24 protein-coding genes are annotated in these 20,004 nt (G+C 56.8%); 7 read left to right on the top strand and 17 right to left on the bottom strand.

Going from position 1 to position 20,004, the window contains the following annotated elements; genetic code table 11:
• Window positions 1–268: 268 nt before the first annotated feature.
• Window positions 269–739 carry a very short patch repair endonuclease gene (locus BMF08_RS18230; protein ID WP_072568941.1) on the top strand — a complete coding sequence of 157 codons (471 nt, stop codon included), beginning with the start codon at window positions 269–271 and terminating at the stop codon, window positions 737–739.
• On the opposite strand, the gene yedA is transcribed toward BMF08_RS18230, so the two are convergent.
• Window positions 729–1,640, bottom strand: coding sequence for a drug/metabolite exporter YedA (yedA, locus tag BMF08_RS18225; protein WP_072568940.1), 912 nt, complete (start codon window positions 1,638–1,640; stop codon window positions 729–731). The genes BMF08_RS18230 and yedA overlap by 11 nt on opposite strands.
• Window positions 1,641–1,819: 179 nt before the next feature.
• On the opposite strand from yedA, the gene BMF08_RS18220 reads away from it, so the two are divergent.
• Window positions 1,820–2,731 carry a DUF808 family protein gene (locus BMF08_RS18220; protein ID WP_072568939.1) on the top strand — a complete coding sequence of 304 codons (912 nt, stop codon included), beginning with the start codon at window positions 1,820–1,822 and terminating at the stop codon, window positions 2,729–2,731.
• A 66-nt stretch (window positions 2,732–2,797) separates the two neighbouring features.
• On the top strand, window positions 2,798–4,468 hold the full coding sequence (gene dgcQ, locus BMF08_RS18215) for a cellulose biosynthesis regulator diguanylate cyclase DgcQ (RefSeq protein ID WP_234007191.1): 1,671 nt from the start codon (window positions 2,798–2,800) through the stop codon (window positions 4,466–4,468).
• On the opposite strand, the gene BMF08_RS18210 is transcribed toward dgcQ, so the two are convergent.
• Complete coding sequence (locus BMF08_RS18210; RefSeq protein ID WP_072568937.1) at window positions 4,447–5,262, bottom strand: mannosyl-3-phosphoglycerate phosphatase-related protein; 816 nt, start codon at window positions 5,260–5,262, stop codon at window positions 4,447–4,449. The genes dgcQ and BMF08_RS18210 overlap by 22 nt on opposite strands.
• A gap of 313 nt (window positions 5,263–5,575) precedes the next feature.
• Window positions 5,576–5,800, bottom strand: a complete 225-nt coding sequence (locus tag BMF08_RS18205) for a YodD family protein (protein WP_072568936.1) — start codon at window positions 5,798–5,800, stop codon at window positions 5,576–5,578.
• Between the two features lie 128 nt (window positions 5,801–5,928).
• Here BMF08_RS18205 and dsrB point away from each other — a divergent pair, with 128 nt between their 5' ends.
• Window positions 5,929–6,120 (top strand): protein DsrB, encoded by a 192-nt coding sequence (gene dsrB, locus BMF08_RS18200; RefSeq protein ID WP_199775934.1) that lies wholly within the window; start codon window positions 5,929–5,931, stop codon window positions 6,118–6,120.
• A 37-nt stretch (window positions 6,121–6,157) separates the two neighbouring features.
• Here the strand turns inward: dsrB and rcsA are convergent, their stop codons facing one another.
• The 14 genes from rcsA to fliF all read right to left on the bottom strand — a co-directional run bounded on the left by rcsA (window position 6,158) and on the right by fliF (window position 17,732).
• Window positions 6,158–6,781, bottom strand: a complete 624-nt coding sequence (gene rcsA, locus BMF08_RS18195; RefSeq protein ID WP_072568934.1) for a transcriptional regulator RcsA — start codon at window positions 6,779–6,781, stop codon at window positions 6,158–6,160.
• A gap of 284 nt (window positions 6,782–7,065) precedes the next feature.
• Entirely contained in the window at window positions 7,066–7,860 is a 795-nt protein-coding gene (gene fliR, locus BMF08_RS18190; RefSeq protein ID WP_072568933.1) for a flagellar biosynthetic protein FliR, read from the bottom strand.
• 8 nt (window positions 7,861–7,868) lie between these two features.
• Window positions 7,869–8,138, bottom strand: coding sequence for a flagellar biosynthesis protein FliQ (gene fliQ / locus BMF08_RS18185; protein WP_072568932.1), 270 nt, complete (start codon window positions 8,136–8,138; stop codon window positions 7,869–7,871).
• Window positions 8,139–8,149: 11 nt separating this feature from the next.
• Window positions 8,150–8,887 carry a flagellar type III secretion system pore protein FliP gene (fliP, locus tag BMF08_RS18180; protein WP_072568931.1) on the bottom strand — a complete coding sequence of 246 codons (738 nt, stop codon included), beginning with the start codon at window positions 8,885–8,887 and terminating at the stop codon, window positions 8,150–8,152.
• Window positions 8,887–9,261, bottom strand: coding sequence for a flagellar biosynthetic protein FliO (gene fliO, locus BMF08_RS18175; RefSeq protein WP_072568930.1), 375 nt, complete (start codon window positions 9,259–9,261; stop codon window positions 8,887–8,889). Before fliO ends, fliP begins: the two co-directional genes overlap by 1 nt.
• Window positions 9,262–9,263: 2 nt before the next feature.
• A complete protein-coding gene (fliN, locus tag BMF08_RS18170) occupies window positions 9,264–9,680 on the bottom strand; it encodes a flagellar motor switch protein FliN (RefSeq protein WP_072568929.1) in 417 nt (138 codons plus the stop codon).
• Complete coding sequence (gene fliM, locus BMF08_RS18165) at window positions 9,677–10,681, bottom strand: flagellar motor switch protein FliM (protein WP_072568928.1); 1,005 nt, start codon at window positions 10,679–10,681, stop codon at window positions 9,677–9,679. Before fliM ends, fliN begins: the two co-directional genes overlap by 4 nt.
• Before the next feature lie 4 nt (window positions 10,682–10,685).
• Window positions 10,686–11,156, bottom strand: a complete 471-nt coding sequence (fliL, locus tag BMF08_RS18160; RefSeq protein WP_072568927.1) for a flagellar basal body-associated protein FliL — start codon at window positions 11,154–11,156, stop codon at window positions 10,686–10,688.
• A 105-nt stretch (window positions 11,157–11,261) separates the two neighbouring features.
• A complete protein-coding gene (gene fliK / locus BMF08_RS18155) occupies window positions 11,262–12,524 on the bottom strand; it encodes a flagellar hook length control protein FliK (protein ID WP_072568926.1) in 1,263 nt (420 codons plus the stop codon).
• Window positions 12,521–12,964 carry a flagellar export protein FliJ gene (fliJ, locus tag BMF08_RS18150; protein ID WP_072568925.1) on the bottom strand — a complete coding sequence of 148 codons (444 nt, stop codon included), beginning with the start codon at window positions 12,962–12,964 and terminating at the stop codon, window positions 12,521–12,523. The genes fliK and fliJ overlap by 4 nt, the downstream gene beginning before the upstream one ends.
• An 18-nt stretch (window positions 12,965–12,982) precedes the next feature.
• Entirely contained in the window at window positions 12,983–14,353 is a 1,371-nt protein-coding gene (gene fliI / locus BMF08_RS18145; protein ID WP_072568924.1) for a flagellar protein export ATPase FliI, read from the bottom strand.
• Window positions 14,353–15,066 (bottom strand): flagellar assembly protein FliH, encoded by a 714-nt coding sequence (gene fliH, locus BMF08_RS18140; protein WP_072568923.1) that lies wholly within the window; start codon window positions 15,064–15,066, stop codon window positions 14,353–14,355. Before fliH ends, fliI begins: the two co-directional genes overlap by 1 nt.
• Window positions 15,059–16,054, bottom strand: a complete 996-nt coding sequence (gene fliG, locus BMF08_RS18135; RefSeq protein ID WP_072568922.1) for a flagellar motor switch protein FliG — start codon at window positions 16,052–16,054, stop codon at window positions 15,059–15,061. Before fliG ends, fliH begins: the two co-directional genes overlap by 8 nt.
• On the bottom strand, window positions 16,047–17,732 hold the full coding sequence (gene fliF / locus BMF08_RS18130) for a flagellar basal-body MS-ring/collar protein FliF (RefSeq protein ID WP_072568921.1): 1,686 nt from the start codon (window positions 17,730–17,732) through the stop codon (window positions 16,047–16,049). Before fliF ends, fliG begins: the two co-directional genes overlap by 8 nt.
• Window positions 17,733–17,959: 227 nt before the next feature.
• On the opposite strand from fliF, the gene fliE reads away from it, so the two are divergent.
• The 3 genes from fliE (at window position 17,960) to BMF08_RS18115 (ending at window position 19,990) form a co-directional block, all read left to right on the top strand.
• Window positions 17,960–18,271, top strand: a complete 312-nt coding sequence (gene fliE / locus BMF08_RS18125; RefSeq protein WP_072569474.1) for a flagellar hook-basal body complex protein FliE — start codon at window positions 17,960–17,962, stop codon at window positions 18,269–18,271.
• 149 nt (window positions 18,272–18,420) lie between these two features.
• The gene (locus tag BMF08_RS18120; RefSeq protein ID WP_072568920.1) at window positions 18,421–18,738 is read left to right on the top strand and encodes a helix-turn-helix domain-containing protein; all 318 of its coding nucleotides are present in this window, start codon (window positions 18,421–18,423) and stop codon (window positions 18,736–18,738) included.
• Window positions 18,731–19,990, top strand: coding sequence for a type II toxin-antitoxin system HipA family toxin (locus BMF08_RS18115; protein ID WP_072568919.1), 1,260 nt, complete (start codon window positions 18,731–18,733; stop codon window positions 19,988–19,990). Before BMF08_RS18120 ends, BMF08_RS18115 begins: the two co-directional genes overlap by 8 nt.
• Window positions 19,991–20,004 lie beyond the last annotated feature (14 nt).

Raw genomic sequence — 20,004 nt, 5'->3', positions numbered from 1 at the left:
GTATTCATGGATTTTATTGATTGGTGAGTTAGTATTTATATAATGTATGATTAACGCCTTGGGCAAAAAAAAAGCCAGCCCAAACAGGCTGGCGACATCAAGGCATTAGCATGATAACGAAATGAAGGAATATAAAAAGTCATGCAGGTTAATAACGGCGAAATAATGACATAAACAGGAGCCGGCCCGCAACGGCAATTTGCTTTTAAAGAGTTGCGCCGCTCTGACTGCTACACTGGCGTTATAGCCGACAATAAAGGAGAGGGCGATGGCGGATGTGCATGACAAAGCAACGCGCAGTAAAAATATGCGTGCCATCGGCACGCATGACACGGCCATTGAACAGCGGCTGGCCGCATTACTCACCGACCTCGGGCTGGCGTTTCACGTGCAGGACGCCACGCTGCCTGGCCGCCCGGATTTTGTGATTGATGATTACCACTGCGTCGTCTTCACCCACGGCTGTTTCTGGCATCACCATAACTGTTATCTGTTTAAAGTCCCGGCGACGCGTACCGATTTCTGGCTGGCGAAGATCGGCCAGAACGTTGCGCGCGACAGGCGCGATCTGACGCAGCTGCGCGCGGACGGCTGGCGGGTACTGGTGGTGTGGGAGTGCGCCCTGCGCGGGCGGCAGAAGCTGAGCGATGAAAGGTTAAGCGTGCGGCTGGAGGAGTGGATCTGCGGCGGCGGCGAGGCCGCGCAGATCGATACGCAGGGAATACAGACTATTTCCTGATCTCACAGGAGGCCACCACCGGCCGGGCAGGGAACAGGTATTTCCCGAGGGTGACCAGCACCACCGCAAGAATAATAATCCCCAGCGCCAGCCACTCTACCGGCGACAGCACTTCACCGGCAAAAGTGGTGCCGAGCAGCACCGCCACCACCGGATTCACATAGGCGTAGCTGGTGGCCACCGCCGGGGTGGTATTGCGGATAAGGTACATATAGGCGCTGATGGCGATAATCGAGCCAAAAATGGCCAGATAACCCACCGCGACAAAGCCTGACAGCGTCGGCAGAGCGGTCAGCGTCTCCCCGCTACAGAAAGACGCCGCCAGCAGCACAACACCCGCCGCCAGCATTTCAATCGCCCCCGCCATCATGCCGACCGGCAGTTCAATGCGCGACCCATAAACCGAGCCGAATGCCCAGCTCAGGGAGCCGATCAGGATCATGACCGCGCCCAGCGGATTCCCGCTCAGGTTGCCGCCGCTGTTTAGCAGCACAATGCCGCACAGGCCAATGGCAATGCCAAGCCACTCCAGTTTGCGGGTCCGGATACCAAAAAAATGGCTGAAGCAGAGCGTGAACAGCGGCACCGTCGCCACCACCACCGCGGCGATCCCCGACGGCACGTTCTGGTGCTCGGCCACCGTGACCATGCCATTGCCCACCGCCAGAAGTAACACGCCGATCAGCGCGGCGTTGAGCAACGGGCGCAGCGGCGGCAGTCGATGCCCGCGGATCAGCAGGAAGGTCATCAGCAGCACGCCCGCCGTCAGAAAGCGGACGCCCGCCATCATCAGCGGCGGCCAGCTTTCGACCCCGACGCGAATAACAAAGTAGGTGGAACCCCAGATAATATAAAGCGCGAAAAGAGAACCAATAAGCGGTAAAAGCTGCCTGAAACGCATACGCCCTCACGGCGGAACAGTAAGAAGGCTTACAGTAAACGACAAAAGTAGTTAGCTGGCGAGTCATTTACTCGTCGGGGGAATGTTAATTTTTTGTTGACTTTACGCCGGGCATTTCGCGCCGGGCGTTTATGCTCCATACTCATTGTTATATCAACAAAAAAGAGAAGGAATGTATTTTGGCGGGAAGTAGTTTATTAACCTTACTGGACGATATTGCCACCTTACTGGATGACATTTCGGTGATGGGCAAACTGGCGGCGAAAAAAACGGCGGGCGTGCTCGGGGATGATTTGTCGCTCAATGCCCAGCAGGTGTCCGGCGTGCGCGCTAACCGCGAGCTGCCGGTGGTGTGGAGCGTGGCGAAAGGATCGCTGCTCAATAAAGTGATCCTTGTGCCGCTGGCGTTGCTCATCAGCGCCTTTATTCCGTGGGCGATCACGCCGCTGCTGATGGTGGGCGGGGCATTTTTATGTTTTGAAGGTGTTGAAAAGGTACTGCATACTCTGCATGCCCGTAAGCACAAAGAGACGCCGGAAGCGCGACAGCAGCGTCTGGCGGCTATTGCCGCCCAGGATCCGAAAACCTTTGAGCGCGATAAAATTAAAGGGGCGGTGCGTACCGACTTTATTCTGTCGGCAGAAATCGTCGCCATCACGCTGGGCATTGTGGCCGATGCGCCGCTGCTGAATCAGGTTCTGGTGCTGTCGGGTATCGCGCTGGTGGTCACCATCGGCGTTTACGGCCTCGTCGGAGTGATCGTTAAACTGGATGATGTGGGTTACTGGCTGGCGGAGAAACCCGGTGCTGTGGCAAGATCTGTCGGCAAGGGCCTGCTGGTGGTTGCCCCCTGGCTGATGAAGGCGCTCTCCATCATCGGTACGCTGGCGATGTTTCTGGTGGGGGGCGGGATCGTGGTGCACGGTATCGCCCCGCTGCACCATGCCATTGAACACGCGGCTGCCGCGCACGGCGCGGTGGTGCAGGCAACCTTACCTATGCTGGCAAATCTAGTGCTGGGCTTTGTGATTGGCCTGGCCGTTGTGGCGGTGGTAAAAGCTGTCGCACGGTTACGCGGTGCGGCGCATTAATCTTCTCCTGCCCGGCGCTGCCGGGCAGATTTACCGGCACAACTTATGACATTCAGGAAACTCGTAGTGCTGTTAAAAAAGTTGCGCCACTCTTTTGATCCCGCGCGGATCGTTAACCTCTGTTTTGCTTTCGTGCTGATTAGCTCAACCTTGCTCACCTGGCGCGAGGCCGTGGTGCTGGAAGATGCCTATGCCGCCAGCCAGCAGACCACTCTGGATAAAGCCGCCTCTGCGCTGGATCGACAGTTGCAGACCGGCGTGAATCTGCTGCTGTTCTATCGCAACAGTATGCAGACCGCGATGCAAACCCCGCTCGCTTTTGATGTCCTCAACAATGTTCAACATGATTTTTCCACCGTCCGCCAGCAGCCGTTCTGGCAGATTGATGTAGACGCCCGGCGTACGCTGGCGCTGAACGGCGTGGGCGATGACTTTGTCCGCCGCCATCCGCTGCTGAGCCGCGATATTCCCGCCCTGAATTATGAAATGACTGCCGCGCTGGAAATGGGCTATATGATGCGCCTCTCTTCGGTTTATCCGGTGGCGCCGGAACGCGCGATGTACGTCTCCCGCGCGGGCTATTTTCTTTCAACCAGCGCTCCGCCAGGCACCGATGATATCGTTACCCGCTACCAGAGGATCATTAATTCGTCCTGGTTCAGCGGTCAGTCGCAACATAATAATCACGAACGCAATGTGCGCTGGTTTGCCCATACCGGCCATAAGGGCGCTTACGTCACCGCCAGCATTCCGCTCGACCATCAGGATTACTGGTACGGCACCATTGCGCTACAGTTCCCGGTGGTCCTGCTTAAGAAGCAACTGGAAGACTCCCTTACCGATGAAGACCAGGGCGAGTATCAGCTCTATGACAGCGAGTTCAGGTTAATCACCGCCTCGACGAATAACGATGCCGCGCCGGAAGCGTTCAGCGAGGCAGATCGGCATGAGCTGCTACAGGCAGTCGCCCATGAGACCACCGGTAATCTGCATCTCGGCAGCCAGTTTGTCAGCTGGCAAAACCTCCGCCATTTCGACGGTGTACTGATCCGTATTCACTCCCTGAGCGCCGGTCTGGATGGCGATTTTGGCACCATCAGCATTGTGATTGCGCTGCTCTGGCTGCTGTTCACCACCATGGTGCTGCTGTCATGGATGGTGATCCGCCGGATGGTTCGCAATATGTACCAGATGCAAAACTCCCTGCGATGGCAGGCCTGGCACGATCCCCTGACGCGCCTGAGCAACCGCGGTGGGCTGTTTGAGCAGGCGAAAAAACTCACCGCGCAAAGCCAGCAAACCGGCGAGCCGTTATCGGTGATCCAGATTGACCTCGACCATTTTAAACAGGTCAATGACCGTCACGGACACCAGGCGGGCGATCGGGTGCTGGCGCACGTGGCGCGGCTGATAGAAAACACGCTGGGATCCACTGATGCGGCGGGACGCGTGGGCGGAGAAGAGTTCTGCGTGATTTTGCCGGACAGCACGCTGGCGCAGGCGAAGGCCCTGGCTGAACGTATCCGGGCGCGCATCGCCGCGAAAGAGATCCTGCTGCCGAAAGGCCGTACCTTAAGGATGACCGCGTCGCTGGGTGTCAGCAGCGGCGTGGCCGATGAGATGACCAATTTTGAGATGTTGCAGTCCATCGCCGATAACCGGCTTTACCGTGCCAAGCGCAGCGGGCGCAATCAGGTATGCGCCAGCGATGAAGATCAGGAATCGCCAAGCCAGTGATCCAGCCCTTCACGCCAGCCTGCCGGGCCTTTTAACGTCGTGCGATACACGCGGTCTGGATCGTCATTAGCGAGCGTGACGCCGTCGCGGTTAAGGCCTTTCACCACTACCGCAAAATCGACGTTATCCAGTAAAGGAGCGTCGTTGGGGCCATCGCCAAGCCCGATAGTGGTGTGGGGATGACCAACGCGCTGGCGGTACTGACTGGTCAGCCAGTTTACGGCCTGGTCTTTACCGCCGCGCTGATCCAGCACATGCCAGTAGCGCGCCCCCTGCATAAAACGCAGCCCGAGGCCTTCCAGGGCGCTGCGGAAGGCGTTCATGCGTTCATCACTGTCGCGCCAGATTAACGTCTCAGAAGCCTCGTGCAGCCGCGCCAGGCCCGCCTGGGTAGGCGTCAGGCCGGTAACCTCCGCCAGTACCCGGTCTTCCAGTTCACTGAACAGGGTAAATTTGAAGCCATGCTGCTCGCGTAACCGAATCAGAACCTGTACCACCTCGTCATGGGACGCACCGTTAATCAGTCGCGGGTAATCGGCGTGATCCTGCCAGTGCGTATCCAGATGGATCACCGCGCCGTTCTCGGCAATAAAAGGTAGATCCTGTAAGCCAAGACTTTTCTGCAACGCCATCATTTCGGCGGCGGTTTTGCTGCTGCATAAAATGACCGGGATCTGCTGCTGTCCAAGGCGGCTCAGCCATTCGGCGGCGGGCTGCCAGTCCCAGGTATGGCTGTCCAGCAGAGTGCCATCGAGGTCGGTGAAAATCAGTAGCGGGTCGTGAAGGGCTGGCATAAAAGCGGCTCCTGTAGTCAGAATAAAATGGCGCAGAGCTAAGAAAATTCTTAAATACTGTGAAGGTTTGTAAGGCTTTTTGTCAGAGGTGCAACGCTGCAAGTCTTCTGCCGCGCGACCTTGCCAATTATAACCTTTATGAATTCTATGTTAGTGAATTATTACCATTGTAAATATATCCTTGTCAGCTATATCAATAGTAGATACAGTCTCTCCCGCATCAGATTTCCTGGTGTAACGAATTTTCAAGTGCTTCTTGCAATCGCAAGCTTTAACCCGGCCTCCCCAGGCCGGGTTTTTTTATATCCTGATGTCAGCGGTTCAGTTCTGATGCGCTAAAATCACGAATATCCAGCTCAAATGCCTCCGCCAGCTCCCGCCACGTATGATAATCGCGCCCGTCAACGCTCACCCGTTGTCCGTCATCGCTGTCTATACGATGAATATTGCTTTCGCTGATTTCATTGATGGCGGCCAGCAGAGCGTCAACGTTGATTTCACCTTCGCCAGAAGGTTTAGTGCCGTGATCGCCTTTCATTGCCGTTACCTCTTTCGCCCCGACAGCCTAAGTATAGACGGTGGAGAAAAGCAGCAATAAGGCAGATGAACACTGTCAGAACAGCGGATTTGATCTACACTGGCAAAAATGCATTCAGGAGGATGAAAATGAAGGTAAACGATAAGGTTACGGTGAAAACGGACGGGGGTCCTCGCCGTCCGGGAGTGGTTCTGGCCATCGAGCCGTTCAGTGAGGGCACCATGTATCTGGTATCCCTTGAGGACTACCCGTTAGGCATCTGGTTCTTTAATGAACTCGGGCATCCGGACGGGATATTTGTTGAGAAGCAGGAACAGTAAACCCTCCGGCGGGGGAGGGGAGCGCCCGCTTACCCTCTCACCGCATGTTAACGAAAATACCGTTGGTCACATTATCGGTGAGACGCACCACGTGATAGATCACTTGCTTATTATGCGTTTTTATTTTTCTTTTAATATTACCCTTATGTGATGATACCGTTTTCGCTTTAATATTCATTTGATCTGATATTTGAATGGTTCCCTGCCCGGACATCCACATTTTCAGCATACTGGATTCAGTACGGCTTAAAGAGAGTGTAGGGAGATTAATGGAACCCGTGCCCTTTGACTCCGTATTCAGACAACCACCGAGGATGTCGTCCAGAGATTCAGGCTTAATCGATTTTGAACTAATTAATAAGTTTTTGCGTACCAGCAGGTATTCATCAAAGTGGATATTAGCAATTGCCATAAACACGATAAACATTGTTTTCGGATACTGATTAATGATTTGCTTAATTTGCAGGCTCAGTTCCTGGTCATGAATAAAGCAGTCTTCATTAATAAATACCACTGCGGGTTTTAGCGCCTCGCAGGCAGATCCAAGCTCATCCACTGTCTGTACATCATTGATTTCTCGCTTTTTTACTCCCCGGCTTGTCAGGTATCCGGTTAATCCCAACCTGGTATAACTGCATAAATCCATAATAATCGTTGACATGGCATACCCTCACTCAATGCGTAACGATAATTCACCCCTGCCTGAATGCTGTACGATCAGCCAACCGGATGAAAATAATCTAAAAAGCGTTTGAGCAACACAAGACTTTCAGGCGAACTTACTATCCCGTAAAGTTACGTATAATTTGCCAGGAATCATCTTAAAGTAAAGTAAATGTTTAGTTATGTGAAGAGGGTAAAAACAAATAAGCCGCGCCAGTTATATCCTGGTAGATGTGCCTGCAATAAATTTTTAGGAATAACCTCAGGAAAACTGCACTAACGTTATGGATTAGTATTTTGCGGCAGCTCGCCAACAATATCCGCCAGCAGATTGAAGATTTCGCTGAATAAATGTTCGCAGAAGGGCGCGATAAGGGGCATCAGTAAAGCCATCAGCAGAATGCCGACGCTGAGCGTGATGGGAAAACCAATAGAGAAAACAGAAAGCTGCGGCGCCATACGGTTCAGCAGGCCAAGGGACATATTGAGCGTCAGCAGCATGGTGATAACCGGCAGCGCCAGCATCAGACCATTGATAAAAATGAGGCCGCCAGCCCGTGCCAGCGCAAGAAACGCGTTGGTATTAATGGGGTTGTTGCCCACCGGCAGCGTATGGAAGGTATCCACCAGCATCGAAATCAGCCACAGATGACCGTCAAAGGTCAGAAACAGCAGCAGCGCCAGCAGATCCATAAAGCGCGCCAGCACCGGCATATTCAGGTTGCTGGCGGGATCAAAGAAGGTGGCGAAGGACAGACCCATTTGCAGGCCGATAAGCTCCCCTGCGGTGCGGATAGCGGCAAACGCGAACTGCATGGTAAAACCGAGCGCAATGCCGATTAAAATCTGCTGTAGCGCCAGCCATAGGGCATTGGCGGAGAAGATGGTGACGTCGTTCGCGGGCAGCGAGGGGGCGATCACAAAGGTGATCACCAGCCCCAGGCCCAGCTTAACGCGCTTGGGCACAGTGCGTTCGCTCAGAATAGGGGCTGTTGAGATCAGCGCCAGCACGCGCAGCAGCGGCCAGAAATACATACTTAGCCAGTGCAGCCACTGGTCGCTGGTGACGTGCAGCATCTCAGGCGTTATCCGATGATGTACGGGATGTTATTAAACAGACCGCGCATATAGTCGAGCAGTAAATTCAGCATCCACGGCCCGGCCACCACGATAGCCACCACCACCGCGATGATTTTTGGAATGAACGACAGCGTCATTTCGTTAATCTGCGTTGCCGCCTGCAAAATGCTGATCACAAGACCGGTAACCAGCGAAACCAGCAGCAGCGGCGCAGCCAGGGCAAGGGCGATTTTCATCGCCTCGGTGCCCATCATCATGACCGATTCAGGCGTCATAGTGCCATTCCTTAACTGTAGAAGCTCTGGGCCAGCGATCCCACCAGCAGCTGCCAGCCGTCAACCAGCACGAACAGCATCAGCTTGAAGGGTAACGCAATGGTCGCCGGGGGCACCATCATCATGCCGAGCGCCATCAGGACGCTGGCAATAACCAGATCGATAATCAAAAACGGAATGAAAATGGTAAAGCCGATCTGGAAAGCGGTTTTCAGTTCACTGGTGACATAAGCCGGCAACAGAATACGCATCGGCACCGCTTCCGGGCCCTGTAACGGGCCGGTATTCCCCAGCCGGGCAAACAGGGCCAGATCCGCTTCGCGGGTCTGCCGCATCATAAATTCTTTTAACGGCTGCGCGCCTTTTTCCAGCGCCACGTCGACGGAGATTTTGCTCTCGGAAAACGGCTGGTACGCCTCGGTATAAATCTTGTCGATCACCGGGGACATAATGAAAAAGGTCAGAAACAGCGCCAGACCCAGCAACACCTGGTTTGGCGGCGCGGAGGGCGTACCCAGCGCGTTACGCAGCAGGCCGAACACAATGATGATGCGCGTAAAGCTGGTCATCATCAGCAGAATGGCAGGCAGGAAGGTGAGCGAGGTGATAAACACCAGCGTCTGCACCGGCAGCGACCAGCTCTGGCCGCCACCGGCAAGCGGCTGGCTGATCAGACCCGGCAGCTGGGCAAACGCAGAGGGCGCAATCAGCATTAAGCCAGCCAGCGCAAGGGATAACAAAGGGCGCATCAGGATCTCCCGGAACGCTTGAGCAAATTCTTCAACACGGCCTGGAAATCCGGGGTGTTCTCTTTCAGACCTTCCGGCTCCGGCTGGGCGGGCGGCAGGGTGTGCAACAGGGAAATGTTTGACGCGGTAATACCCAGCACCAGACGGGCGTCTTCCACGTCGACGATCACCACGCGCTCGCGCGGGCCGACCGTGGTGCTGGCGCTGACCTTCAGGCCGCGCGCGCTGGCGGTTTTACCGGCAAAGCCCACGCGTTTCGCCACCCATGCCGCCACCAGGATCAGGGCAATAATGCCCAGCAGTGCGCCGCTGACCTGTAGCAGCGGCGAACCGGGTACGGCAGAAGGATGGGCAACGGTTGCCTGGGTTTTCATACTCAGCGGCTCAGGCGACGCATACGCTCAGACGGGGTAATGATGTCGGTAATACGCACGCCGTATTTATCCGCCACCACCACAACTTCGCCCTGTGCGATCAGATAACCGTTGATCAGAATATCCAGCGGCTCACCGGCCAGACCTTCCAGCGCCACCACGGAACCCTGCGTCAGACGCAGCAGCTCTTTGATGGTCATGCGGGTACGGCCCAGCTCCACGGTCAGCTTGACCGGAATATCCATAATCAGATCGATGTCCTGCAGTGTGCCGCTGACATCGCCGCCGCCAAACTGCTGGAACACCGCATCAGCGGAGCTTTTGCTGCTGGTGGTGGTTTTCTGTTCGTTTAACGCATCAGCCCAGATATCGTCCATTGCTTCGTTGTTTTCATCGGACGGATTGTTCATGTCACTCATTTGGGCTGTTCCTCATTCAGCGAATTCAAGATCGGGTTGATCAAATGCTCTACACGCAGGGCGTACTGGCCGTTAATCGTGCCGTACTGGCTGGTGAGCACAGGCACACCGTCCACATGGGCAATGATGCGATCGGGTTTTTCGATCGGCAACACGTCACCGGGTTGCAGTTTCAGGATCTGCGACAGACGCAGGGGTACATCGCCGAAGTTTGCGATCAGCTCCAGCTCAGAGTGCTGAACCTGACGTACCAGGTTATCGCGCCAGTTCTGGTCCTCGTTGCGGGAGTTCTCCAGCGGCGGGTTAACCAGGGTTTCACGCAGCGGCTCAATCATGCTGAAGGGCAGACAGATATTAAACTCGCCCGTCAGGTTACCGATTTCCACGTGGAAAGGGGTATTGACGACAATATCGTTCGGCGACGTGGTGATGTTGGTAAATTTAACCTGCATCTCCGAACGCACATATTCCACGTCCAGCGGGTGGATCGCTTTCCATGCATCGCTGTAGCCTTCCAGCGCCAGCTTCAGCATGCGGTTGATCACGCGCTGCTCGGTATGGGTAAATTCACGGCCTTCCACTTTCGTCGGGAAGCGGCCATCGCCACCAAACAGGTTATCCACGGCGATAAACACCAGGCTTGGGGAAAACACAAACAGCCCGGTGCCGCGTAACGGTTTCAGGTGGATCAGGTTAAGGTTTGTCGGTACCGGCAGGTTACGCGCAAACTCGTGATACGGCTGAATACGGATCGCGCCGACGGTAATATCCGGGCTACGACGTAACAGGTTAAACAGCCCCATACGGAACTGACGCGCAAAACGTTCGTTAATGATCTCCAGCGCCTGTAAACGCTCTCGCACCACGCGACGCTGAGTGTTGGGATCATAAGGGCGAATTTCGCTCTCAAAACCCTCACCGGGTTTTGGAGCATCGTTACTATCGCTGTCGCCGTTGAGCAGCGCATCGATTTCAGCCTGAGAGAGAATACTGTCGCCCATGTCTTTACCGCAAAATGAAAGCTGTATAAAGAACGTCAGTCACTTCCTGCTTCGGTTGCCCGGCGACTAACGGCGAAGAGAGCGTATCTTTAATCGCGTCCACGAGTTTCTGCTTGCCTTCTGCGGTCGCCAGTTGTGACGCATCCTGGCGCGAGAAAAGTAACAGTAAGCGGCTACGCACTTCCGGAAGATATTCGCTCAAACGGGTACGGGTCGCGTCATCTTTCAGACGCAGGGTGATCCCCACGTACAACACCCGATCGGCGTCGCCCAGGTTCACGGTAAAGGTATCGAGAGCAAAGAAGACCGGTGCCGGAGGCGGCGGTAATTCTGCTTTTACGCTGGCGTCTGCCGGATGCTGTTGCATACGCCAGTAGCTGTATCCAGCGGTGGCGCACGCAGCGAGGGTGATTAACACCAACAGCGGGATCCAGATCCCACGCTTACTTTTTTTGGGAATGGCGGAGTCAGTCATCTGTTACAAGCTTCCTGTTTCGGTACTGCTGATAGAGTGATTATCCCGTGTCTGCCGTCCGTCAAAGGGTGGAAAAGACGGAGATAATCACGCTACCTTTTGCGTTTAGGCAAAGATGTCTACCGAACCCGTGCCGCGCGCGGCGGATTGCAGGCTGGCAGGCACCACCAGAGCGTCATCATCTTCAGCGCCGAAATCACCGCGATTGCTGCCGCGGGACGCCTGCTGTTGGGAAGACGATTGCTGCTGACCGGTAAAGCTTTCGCTGCTGATGCTGCTCTGACCCAGCTGAATGCCGCTTTCCGCAAGGCTGGTGCGCAGCGTCGGCAATGCAGCTTCCAGCGCCGCGCGCACATGGCTGTGCGGCGACATCATCTGAATCTGAGCCTGGTTATCATCCAGCTTCAGGTTGATCTGCACCTGGCCCAGATCTTCCGGATGCAGACGCAGTTCAGCGCTCTGTTTGCCCTGACGGGTAAAGAGCGTGATGTTCTGGCTGATGGTCTGCTGCCACTCGCTGCTGCCGAGCGGCGCGCTGATCACCGGAGCGGCAACCGGCAGGCTGGCCTGCGCTGGCGCGGCGGTGCTGACGGCCGGAGCAGCGCTGACCGTAGTATTCACGGCATGGATCGCCGCCTGCGCATCGGCTTTGGCGGCGTTAGCGGCTACCGGGGCGGCGGCTTGCTGCGCGCTGTCAGCGCCTGGCAATTGTGCGTTCAGCGCCGCGCCCGCGTCTTTATGGGAGGGTTGACCGGCTGCGGCATCCGCCGTGTCGGTTAACGCGTTGCCACGGGGATCGGCGGCGGCCAGGTTCAGCGTGCGGCTGCCGGCAGTGGTCGTCACGGCGGCGGAAGCGGCGGTGCCGGTTGTGGTAACAGGTGCGGCGGCCTGGGCATTTTGCTGATGAGGCAGCATCGCCAGCAGTGCGCTAAGGCTGGCGATCTCTTCTTCGCTAAGATCCGCCGTCTCTATGTCGTCGGCTTTCACGGTTTTATTGAGCAGCGCCAGGCTGTCGGATTTCAGGCCGCTGGTCAGCAGCGGCGTCACGCCCTGCGCCTGCGAGGCGTCTTCTGTCAGCGCCTCTTCCTGCACCGTCTGACGCGCCAGAATATCCGCAAGCTTAGCCGCCGGAGTGCGCAGATCCGCCTCGCCGGTGTCCTTACTCAGCAAACCTTTCTGAAGCGTCGCGCCCGCTGACTGTAAATCAGCCAGCGACAGTGACGCGCCTTCACCCTCAACCGGCGTGCCGGAAATTGCGCCGGTCAGCAGCGCCATAAAATCCTGCGCGCCAGTGTCCGCTTTCCCGGTCATCAGCCCGGAAGTCGGGGCTTCTGCATCGGTCATTACCAGTTTTGGCAAAGAGATCATTCAATTTTCCTCAATGATGCGCGCTGCGCAAACTCGTCCATTTTTTTCTGGTCAAGCCGGTTTTCCGCCAGCAATGCTGAAGCGGATTGCCGATCCTGTAAGGTTTGCCACGCCTGCAACCGCTGTTTTTTTTCACGCCAGCAGGTTAACGCCTGATCCACTTTATTGGCCCACTGCGTCAGCTGGAGACGGTGCTGTTCGATGGCTTTTTCTAATGTCGAAATAAACTGCTGGTAGTTCTGCCAGCGCTGACTGCCGATGCCCTGGGTCATGTCAACGTTGAGGTTATTACGGTACTCGTTCTGGTAATCCATCAGCATGTTGAGCTGCTCTTCCGCCTGCTGGCAGGCGCGACGCATATCCCCGAGGGTAATGGCGGCGTCCTCGACTTCTTTTTCTGCCAGATCCTTTAGCGTCGCTAATGCGCTATGTTGCGTCATAAAGGAACCTCACGTTGCTTATGCTGACGGGAAAATCAGATCCAGCGCCTGAATCGAATCTTCCCAGCCGGCACGTTCAAAAATGCCCTGTTGCAGGAAAGCTTCAAGCTGCGGCCACAGGGCGATGGCTTTATCCAGCATCGGATCGCTGCCGCGCGCATAGGCCCCCACGCTGACCAGATCGCGGTTACGCTGGAAGCTCGACAGTAACTGTTTAAAGGTGCGCACTTTGGCGTAATGCTGTTCAGAAATCAGCGCGGTCATGGCACGGCTGATGGAGGCTTCAATATCAATGGCCGGATAGTGGCCCGCTTCCGCCAGACGGCGCGACAGCACGATATGGCCGTCAAGGATGGCGCGCGCCGAGTCGGCGATCGGATCCTGCTGATCGTCGCCCTCGGTCAATACGGTATAAAAGGCCGTGACCGAGCCGCCGCCGTGGATGCCGTTACCCGCGCGTTCCACCAGCGCCGGAAGTTTGGCAAACACCGACGGCGGATAGCCTTTGGTGGCGGGCGGCTCGCCAATCGCCAGCGCGATCTCACGCTGCGCCATGGCGTAACGGGTCAGGGAATCCATAATCAGCAGCACATGCTGACCGCGATCGCGGAAATCTTCCGCAATGCGCGTGGCATAGGCTGCCCCCTGCATACGCAAAAGGGGAGAGACGTCAGCGGGGGCGGCGATCACTACCGAACGCGCACGACCGTCGGCACCGAGAATGTTCTCGATAAAATCTTTCACTTCGCGACCACGTTCGCCGATAAGCCCGACGACGATCACATCGGCCTGGGTATAACGGGCCATCATGCCGAGCAGCACGGATTTACCCACGCCGGAACCGGCAAACAGCCCCATACGCTGACCACGGCCCACGGTTAACAGGGCGTTGATCGGGCGCACGCCGGTATCCAGTACGTGTTCAATAGCGGTACGTTGCAGCGGGTTGAACGGCTGGGTGATCAGCGCGCCGGTTTCGGTGGTGTCCGGGGCGGGCAGACCGTCAAGCGGTTTACCGCTGCCGTCCAGCACGCGCCCGAGCAGCGCCGGGCCGAGGGGTAACTGTTTACCACTGTGCAGGCCATCGCCGCTGGCGTTACGCGCATACACGCGGGCGCCGGGCAGGATGCCTTCAACTTCTTCCAGCGGCATCAGGAACAGGCGCTGGCCGTTAAAACCGACCACTTCGCTTTCCACTTCGCGGGTTTCGTTCCCGTCCTGACGCTCAATAATGCAGGTCGCGCCCAGCGGCAGTTGCAGGCCGGTGGCTTCCAGCACCAGACCGGTGGCGCGGGTCAGACGACCATAACGGCGCACGCCAGGCAGTTGCGCCATTTTGCTTTCAAAATTATCCAGCGTGTTCAGCCAGCGGGTCAGGCGTGCGGTCATCAGACAACTCCCGGCGCCGCAAGGCGGCACAGTTCCTGCCAGCGCGTCGCCACGCTGGCATCCAGATCGCCCTCATCGGCAGAGACTTTGCAGCCGCCAGGGTGCAGGGTCGGATCGGCGCGCAAACGCCAGCCGTGCAGGTTGAGCGTGGCGCCCAGCATCTCTTCAACACGCTGTAAATCATCCGGGTGCACGCGCAGCTGTGGTTTACCGCTGAACAGCGGCTCCTGCTGCAACAGCGTCTGGATCTGTTTGATCAGCGCGTTGTTATCCACACAGGCGGTCTGGCCGATCACCTGACGCGCGGCTTCCAGCGCCATCTGCATCAGACGGGAGGCGATCACACTGTCGAGCGCATCAAGGGTGTACTGGAATTCGCTGACCAGTTGCTGCATGCGGGCATGCAGCGGGGCCTGTTGCTGATGGGCCTGCGCCAGTCCCTGCTCCTGGCCCTGGGCGAGGCCTTCTTTATAACCTTGTTCCTGACCGATCTTGCGGCCTTCTGCCAGACCGGCGTTATATCCCTGCTCATGGGCCTGCATCTGCATCTGCGCCAGCTGTTGCTGACGTTTCTGCTCCTCGGAGATCTCTTCTTCGACGACGTCCTCGTCATCCTCTTTCGCGTCAGCACGCACGGTGGCGGGCACGAATTCGGATAACGGCATCGCCAGATCTTCCGGCTTCCAGACTTTCCATGGCAGTTCGTTAGACATAGGTATCCTCGCCGCTGCCAATTACCATCTCGCCGGTTTCCGCCAGACGACGCACAATAAGCAGGATGGCTTTCTGTTCGTTTTCCACCTGAGACAGACGCACCGGACCACGGTTGGCGAGGTCGTCGCGCAGAATATCTGCCGCACGTTGCGACATGTTGCGCAGGAATTTCTCGCGCAGCGGCTGTTCGGCACCTTTCAGGGCGATCAGCAGCGACTCGGAATCCACTTCCTGCAACAGGCGCTGGATGCTGCGATCGTCCACTTCCGCCAGGTTTTCGAACAGGAACATCTCGTCGATAATTTTCTGCGCCAGCTCGCCGTCAAATTCGCGCACCGCGGTAATAACCGCTTCTTCCTGCTGCGTTTTCATCAGGTTGATAATTTCGGCCGCCGTTCTCACGCCGCCCATTTTGCTGCGCTTGAGGTTCTGGCCGTCGAGCAGGCTGTTGAGCACTTCCGTCAGTTCTGCCAGCGCGGCTGGCTGGACACCGCCGAAGGTGGCAATACGCAGCATCACATCGTGACGCATACGCTCGTCGAACAGCGCCAGAATATCCGCTGCCTGGCCGCGTTTGAGGTGCACCAGGATGGTGGCGATGATCTGCGGATGCTCGTCGCGGATAAGGTCGGCGGCGGTCTGCGGCTCCATAAAGTTGAGCGTTTCGATACCGCTGGAGGTGTCGCGGGTTTCGAGAATATCTTCCAGCAGGCTGGAAGCACGCTCTTCGCCCAGCGCCTTGATCAGCACGGAACGCAGATAATCGTTGGCGTTGATGTTGAGCGCCGCAAACTGCTCGGCTTCCTGCTCAAACTCCTGTAACACATCGGTCAGCTGTTTGTTGGAGATCTGACGCACACCCGCCATGGCGGTACTCAGATGTTGCACCTCACGGGTGGAGAGGTGCTTGAACACCTCCGCCGCGCGGTCTTCGCCAATCGTCATCAACAGAATGACGCTTTTCTCAGTTCCGGTAAGGTTACTCATGTTCTTCGTTACTCATCCACTGGCGAATGACCAGCGCCACGACGCGCGGATCGTTATCTGACATTTCGCGAATACGCTGACTGAGGACTTCCACGCCCATGCGCTGGTTAGCGCGGCGCTGCTGGATCTGCTCATCTTTGCTCAGGCGTACTTCAACTGATTCTTCGATTTCCTGACGATTCTGCGTCGCTTCCTGGGCTGCTTTCACTTCTTCTGCGCGGCGGGTCAGCTGCGGACGAATCGCTTTACGCCACAGGATCCACGCCACAATCAGCACCAGTAACCAGCGACCGGCAGACAGCATCTGGTCGATAAACCATGGCTGCTTCCAGAACGGCGGTTCCGCCAGGCCATCATCGGTGGCATTGAACTGGGAGTTGACCACGTTCAGGCTGTCGCCACGGGTTTCCGAGTAGCCCATGGCTTCGCGGGTCAGGTTCTCAATCTGTTTTAACTGATCGGCAGTCAGCGGCAGCGGTTTGCCGTCGGCCAGCTGGCGATAGTTCACGACAACAGCCACCGACAGACGCTGGACATCGCCGACGTTCATCTTGGTGTGGCGGATAGTACGATCCACTTCGTAGTTCGTGGTTTCATTACGCGAGCTGTTACGCGGGCCGCTGCTGGCTGCCGTGGAGGTCTGCTGCGCGTTCTGATTCTGCTGACCGTTCTGCTGATTATTCGCCGCAGGCGTGGTGATCGGTGCGGTATTGGCCGGGGCAGGCTGGTTTGAGAGCGCGCCCGGCACGCCACCGGCGCTGCCGCCGGACTGTTCGGTTTCATTGATCTGACGGGAACGCAGTACGGCCTGCGCCGCGTCGCCGTTCGGACGGTAGTTTTCTTCCGTCTGCTCTTTATTGGCAAAATCAATCTGCGCGGTAACCTGAGCATGGACGTTACCATTACCCACGATCGGCGAGAGGATAGCTTCGATGCGGCGCTGAATGCGGCCTTCGACATCACCGGCGTATTTCAGCTGGGCATCATTCAGATCACGACCGCTGGTGTTGGATTGCGTCAGCAGATGGCCGGCCTGATCCACCAGGGTGACGTTGCCCGGCGGCAGTCCGGCGACGGCGCTGGAGACCAGATGCACCACGGCGCTGATCTGACCTTCGTCCATCGCGCGGCCCGGTTCGAGATTCACGGTCACGGAAGCGGACGGGGATTTTTGCTCGCGCACGAACAGCGACGGTTTCGGCATCGCCAGATGCACACGGGCGACTTTGACCGGACCGAGGGTTTCGATAGTCCGCGCCAGCTCGCCTTCCAGCGCGCGCTGGTAGTTCACCTGCTCGCTGAACTGGCTGATGCCGAATTTTTCCTGATCGAGCAGTTCAAAACCGACCGCGCCGCCTTTCGGCAGGCCCTGCTGAGCCAGGCGCAGGCGCAGTTCATGCACTTTGTCCGCGGGGACTTCCAGCGCACCGCCGGTTTCAGAGAAGCGATAGGGGATGTTCATTTGCGTCAGTTGGGTGACGATCGCGCCCCCATCCTGATCGGATAAGTTGCTGTACAGCGTGCGGTAATCCGGCTGTTTCGCCCACAGCACCATGGCGACGATGATGGCCACAGCCGCAGCGCCCGCCACCATTAAAGGGATTTTGGGGTTCGCGCGCAGGCGGTTCATCCACTCGAGAGATTTATTTTGTGATGCAGTCGTTGCAGTCGCACTCATTGCGCACCTCTTAACTCTGGGCGGACGGCGTTATTCGTGTAATGAAGCAAAACAGACTCCCGGGTCGGCAAACACGACAAAAGTTCCATGTTGATGGCGGAGTCATTATTTGATGATTCGGAATTTTCTATGGGTCAAATAACCTGGTTTTTTATCGCTATTTGCCGCCTTTATCTTATTGACAAGCTGTTAGTCTTACCTGGTATCAAATCATGTGGGGTAAAACCATGTCAGTACAGGGTATTGAAGGGGTCATCAGCCAGTTGCAGGCAACGGCGGGGATCGCGAAGAATCAAAGTATGCAAAGCGAACCGACGGTGAGCTTCGCCGGACAGCTGCATGCGGCACTGGATCGCATCAGCGATACGCAAAACGCGGCGCGCACCCAGGCTGAGAAATTCACCCTCGGTGAACCCGGCGTGGCGCTGAACGACGTGATGACCGATCTGCAAAAATCGTCCGTGTCCCTGCAAATGGGCATTCAGGTGCGTAACAAACTGGTTGCCGCCTATCAGGACGTGATGTCGATGCAGGTGTAGTTCACCGCTTTTATAATTCTTATTTATTGGGGTTTACAGGCGTATTATGCCTGTAAATCTTTTTTATTGGGTATTATTTCCTACCTCTCCTCCCGCTCATTTCCTATAATGTTTTCAGTTAAGCGCAACCTCAGGCGGTAACCGATAACATGATTGACTTTACCTTCAGCAAACCCGACGAGATCGTTAAGTTGCTCTGCGAGCGCTTACGGCAAATGCGTATCGCGCAACAAATGACCCAGGCCGAACTGGCTGGCAGGGCAGGCGTGAGCGTCAACACGGTTTCTAATATGGAAGCAGGGCGTAATATCGCCTTTGAAAGCGTGGTGCGTATCGCGATGGTGCTTGGCCGGGGTAAAGAGCTGGAAGAACTTTTCAAACCGCAGCTTACCACGCTGGACGATTTACGCCGTTACGAAGAAAGCACCAGCCGCCAGCGCATCAAAAAGAGGAACGACCATGCCTGATCGTGTGGATGTTTACTATGAAGGCTGGGGTGAACGCTGGCTGTGGGGGACGCTGGCGACCACGACGGCGCTGAGCGCCCGTCCGGTGATCTTTTTCGAATACAGTCAGGCGGCGCTGACACGCGGCCTTGAGCTGTCGGCCTGGACCTTGCCTCTTAAGGGCGAACGGCTGCGGCAGGGCTTTCCTGCACATCAACTGGGATTACCCGGCCCGGTTTATGATTCACTGCCGGATGGCTGGGGCATGTTGCTGATGGATCGTCTGTTCAGGCAGCGCGGTTTGAATGCCGCGCGCATTGGGCCGCTGGAGCGGCTGACCTGGATTGGTGATAACGCCATGGGTGCAATGTCTTTTGTGCCTCATCAGGCGGAGGCCACATCGGCGGATGTGGATATTCCGCTGGCGCAGCTTGCCAGTGAAGTGCAGGACGTGCTGGACGGCGAAGGCGGGGAGTTTCTGGCCCGTCTGCTGCAAGTGGGCGGCTCGCCCCACGGCGCACGACCCAAAGCTCTGGTCTACCGTAATGCCGCCAGCGGCCTTTTCACCACGGCGCAACAGGACGGTCTGCAACCCTGGCTGATCAAATTCCCGGCCCGCAGTGAACATCCGGAAGTGTGCGCCATCGAAATGCTCTATGCCGAATGCCTGCGCGAATGCGGCATCGACACCCCTGATACCGAATATTTTTCCCTTCCGGGCGGGCAGGCGGCCTTTGGCAGCCGACGCTTTGATCGCCACAACGGTATGCGTGTGCCGATGCAAAGCCTGGCGGCTTTTACTGGCGCGAATTACCAGCTTGCCGGATCGATGGACTATGTGAACTTTCTGCGCGCCACGCAAGTTTGTACGAACGATGTGCGGGAAAAACAGCGGGCTTTTGAACGCGCCCTGTTCAATATCATCTTTCATAACCGTGACGATCATCCGAAGAACTTTGCTTATCTGATGTCAGCCTCCGGAAAATGGACGCTCGCTCCCGCTTATGACGTTACCTGGTGCGACGGCCCCGGCGGCTATCATCAGATGGATGTGCTGGGCGAGGCGCTGGCAATCCGTCGCGAGCAGATCGAACGTCTGGGTATGCAGGAGGCGGAATTAACGGCTGAGCAAATCAGCGCGCTCATTACCCGATTTGCTGACGTGGCCAGCGGTTTCACCGCCAGGGCGAAGGCCCGTTTCGCGCGGGAGATAACGCCTCAGACGCTCCGGGATATTCAGGCCAGCATTGATGACAATCTCAGCCGTCTGTAGTGGAAAAACGCCTC

The sequence above is a fragment of the Enterobacter sp. SA187 genome, assembly GCF_001888805.2.
Lineage (GTDB): Bacteria > Pseudomonadota > Gammaproteobacteria > Enterobacterales > Enterobacteriaceae > Enterobacter_D.
The sequence above is the reverse complement of the archived record's forward strand: the minus strand, read 5'-3'. Positions and strand labels throughout refer to the sequence as shown.

Excerpts from the sequence above, each read along its gene's own strand:
- BMF08_RS18230 (WP_072568941.1), top strand. The coding sequence starts at position 269 with ATGGCGGATGTGCATGACAAAGCAACGCGCAGTAAAAATATGCGTGCC.
- yedA (WP_072568940.1), bottom strand. The coding sequence starts at position 1,640 with ATGCGTTTCAGGCAGCTTTTACCGCTTATTGGTTCTCTTTTCGCGCTT.
- BMF08_RS18210 (WP_072568937.1), bottom strand. The coding sequence starts at position 5,262 with ATGCCAGCCCTTCACGACCCGCTACTGATTTTCACCGACCTCGATGGC.
- BMF08_RS18205 (WP_072568936.1), bottom strand. The coding sequence starts at position 5,800 with ATGAAAGGCGATCACGGCACTAAACCTTCTGGCGAAGGTGAAATCAAC.
- dsrB (WP_199775934.1), top strand. The coding sequence starts at position 5,929 with ATGAAGGTAAACGATAAGGTTACGGTGAAAACGGACGGGGGTCCTCGC.
- rcsA (WP_072568934.1), bottom strand. The coding sequence starts at position 6,781 with ATGTCAACGATTATTATGGATTTATGCAGTTATACCAGGTTGGGATTA.
- fliR (WP_072568933.1), bottom strand. The coding sequence starts at position 7,860 with ATGCTGCACGTCACCAGCGACCAGTGGCTGCACTGGCTAAGTATGTAT.
- fliQ (WP_072568932.1), bottom strand. The coding sequence starts at position 8,138 with ATGACGCCTGAATCGGTCATGATGATGGGCACCGAGGCGATGAAAATC.
- fliP (WP_072568931.1), bottom strand. The coding sequence starts at position 8,887 with ATGCGCCCTTTGTTATCCCTTGCGCTGGCTGGCTTAATGCTGATTGCG.
- fliO (WP_072568930.1), bottom strand. The coding sequence starts at position 9,261 with ATGAAAACCCAGGCAACCGTTGCCCATCCTTCTGCCGTACCCGGTTCG.
- fliN (WP_072568929.1), bottom strand. The coding sequence starts at position 9,680 with ATGAGTGACATGAACAATCCGTCCGATGAAAACAACGAAGCAATGGAC.
- fliM (WP_072568928.1), bottom strand. The coding sequence starts at position 10,681 with ATGGGCGACAGTATTCTCTCTCAGGCTGAAATCGATGCGCTGCTCAAC.
- fliL (WP_072568927.1), bottom strand. The coding sequence starts at position 11,156 with ATGACTGACTCCGCCATTCCCAAAAAAAGTAAGCGTGGGATCTGGATC.
- fliK (WP_072568926.1), bottom strand. The coding sequence starts at position 12,524 with ATGATCTCTTTGCCAAAACTGGTAATGACCGATGCAGAAGCCCCGACT.
- fliJ (WP_072568925.1), bottom strand. The coding sequence starts at position 12,964 with ATGACGCAACATAGCGCATTAGCGACGCTAAAGGATCTGGCAGAAAAA.
- fliI (WP_072568924.1), bottom strand. The coding sequence starts at position 14,353 with ATGACCGCACGCCTGACCCGCTGGCTGAACACGCTGGATAATTTTGAA.
- fliH (WP_072568923.1), bottom strand. The coding sequence starts at position 15,066 with ATGTCTAACGAACTGCCATGGAAAGTCTGGAAGCCGGAAGATCTGGCG.
- fliG (WP_072568922.1), bottom strand. The coding sequence starts at position 16,054 with ATGAGTAACCTTACCGGAACTGAGAAAAGCGTCATTCTGTTGATGACG.
- fliF (WP_072568921.1), bottom strand. The coding sequence starts at position 17,732 with ATGAGTGCGACTGCAACGACTGCATCACAAAATAAATCTCTCGAGTGG.
- fliE (WP_072569474.1), top strand. The coding sequence starts at position 17,960 with ATGTCAGTACAGGGTATTGAAGGGGTCATCAGCCAGTTGCAGGCAACG.
- BMF08_RS18120 (WP_072568920.1), top strand. The coding sequence starts at position 18,421 with ATGATTGACTTTACCTTCAGCAAACCCGACGAGATCGTTAAGTTGCTC.
- BMF08_RS18115 (WP_072568919.1), top strand. The coding sequence starts at position 18,731 with ATGCCTGATCGTGTGGATGTTTACTATGAAGGCTGGGGTGAACGCTGG.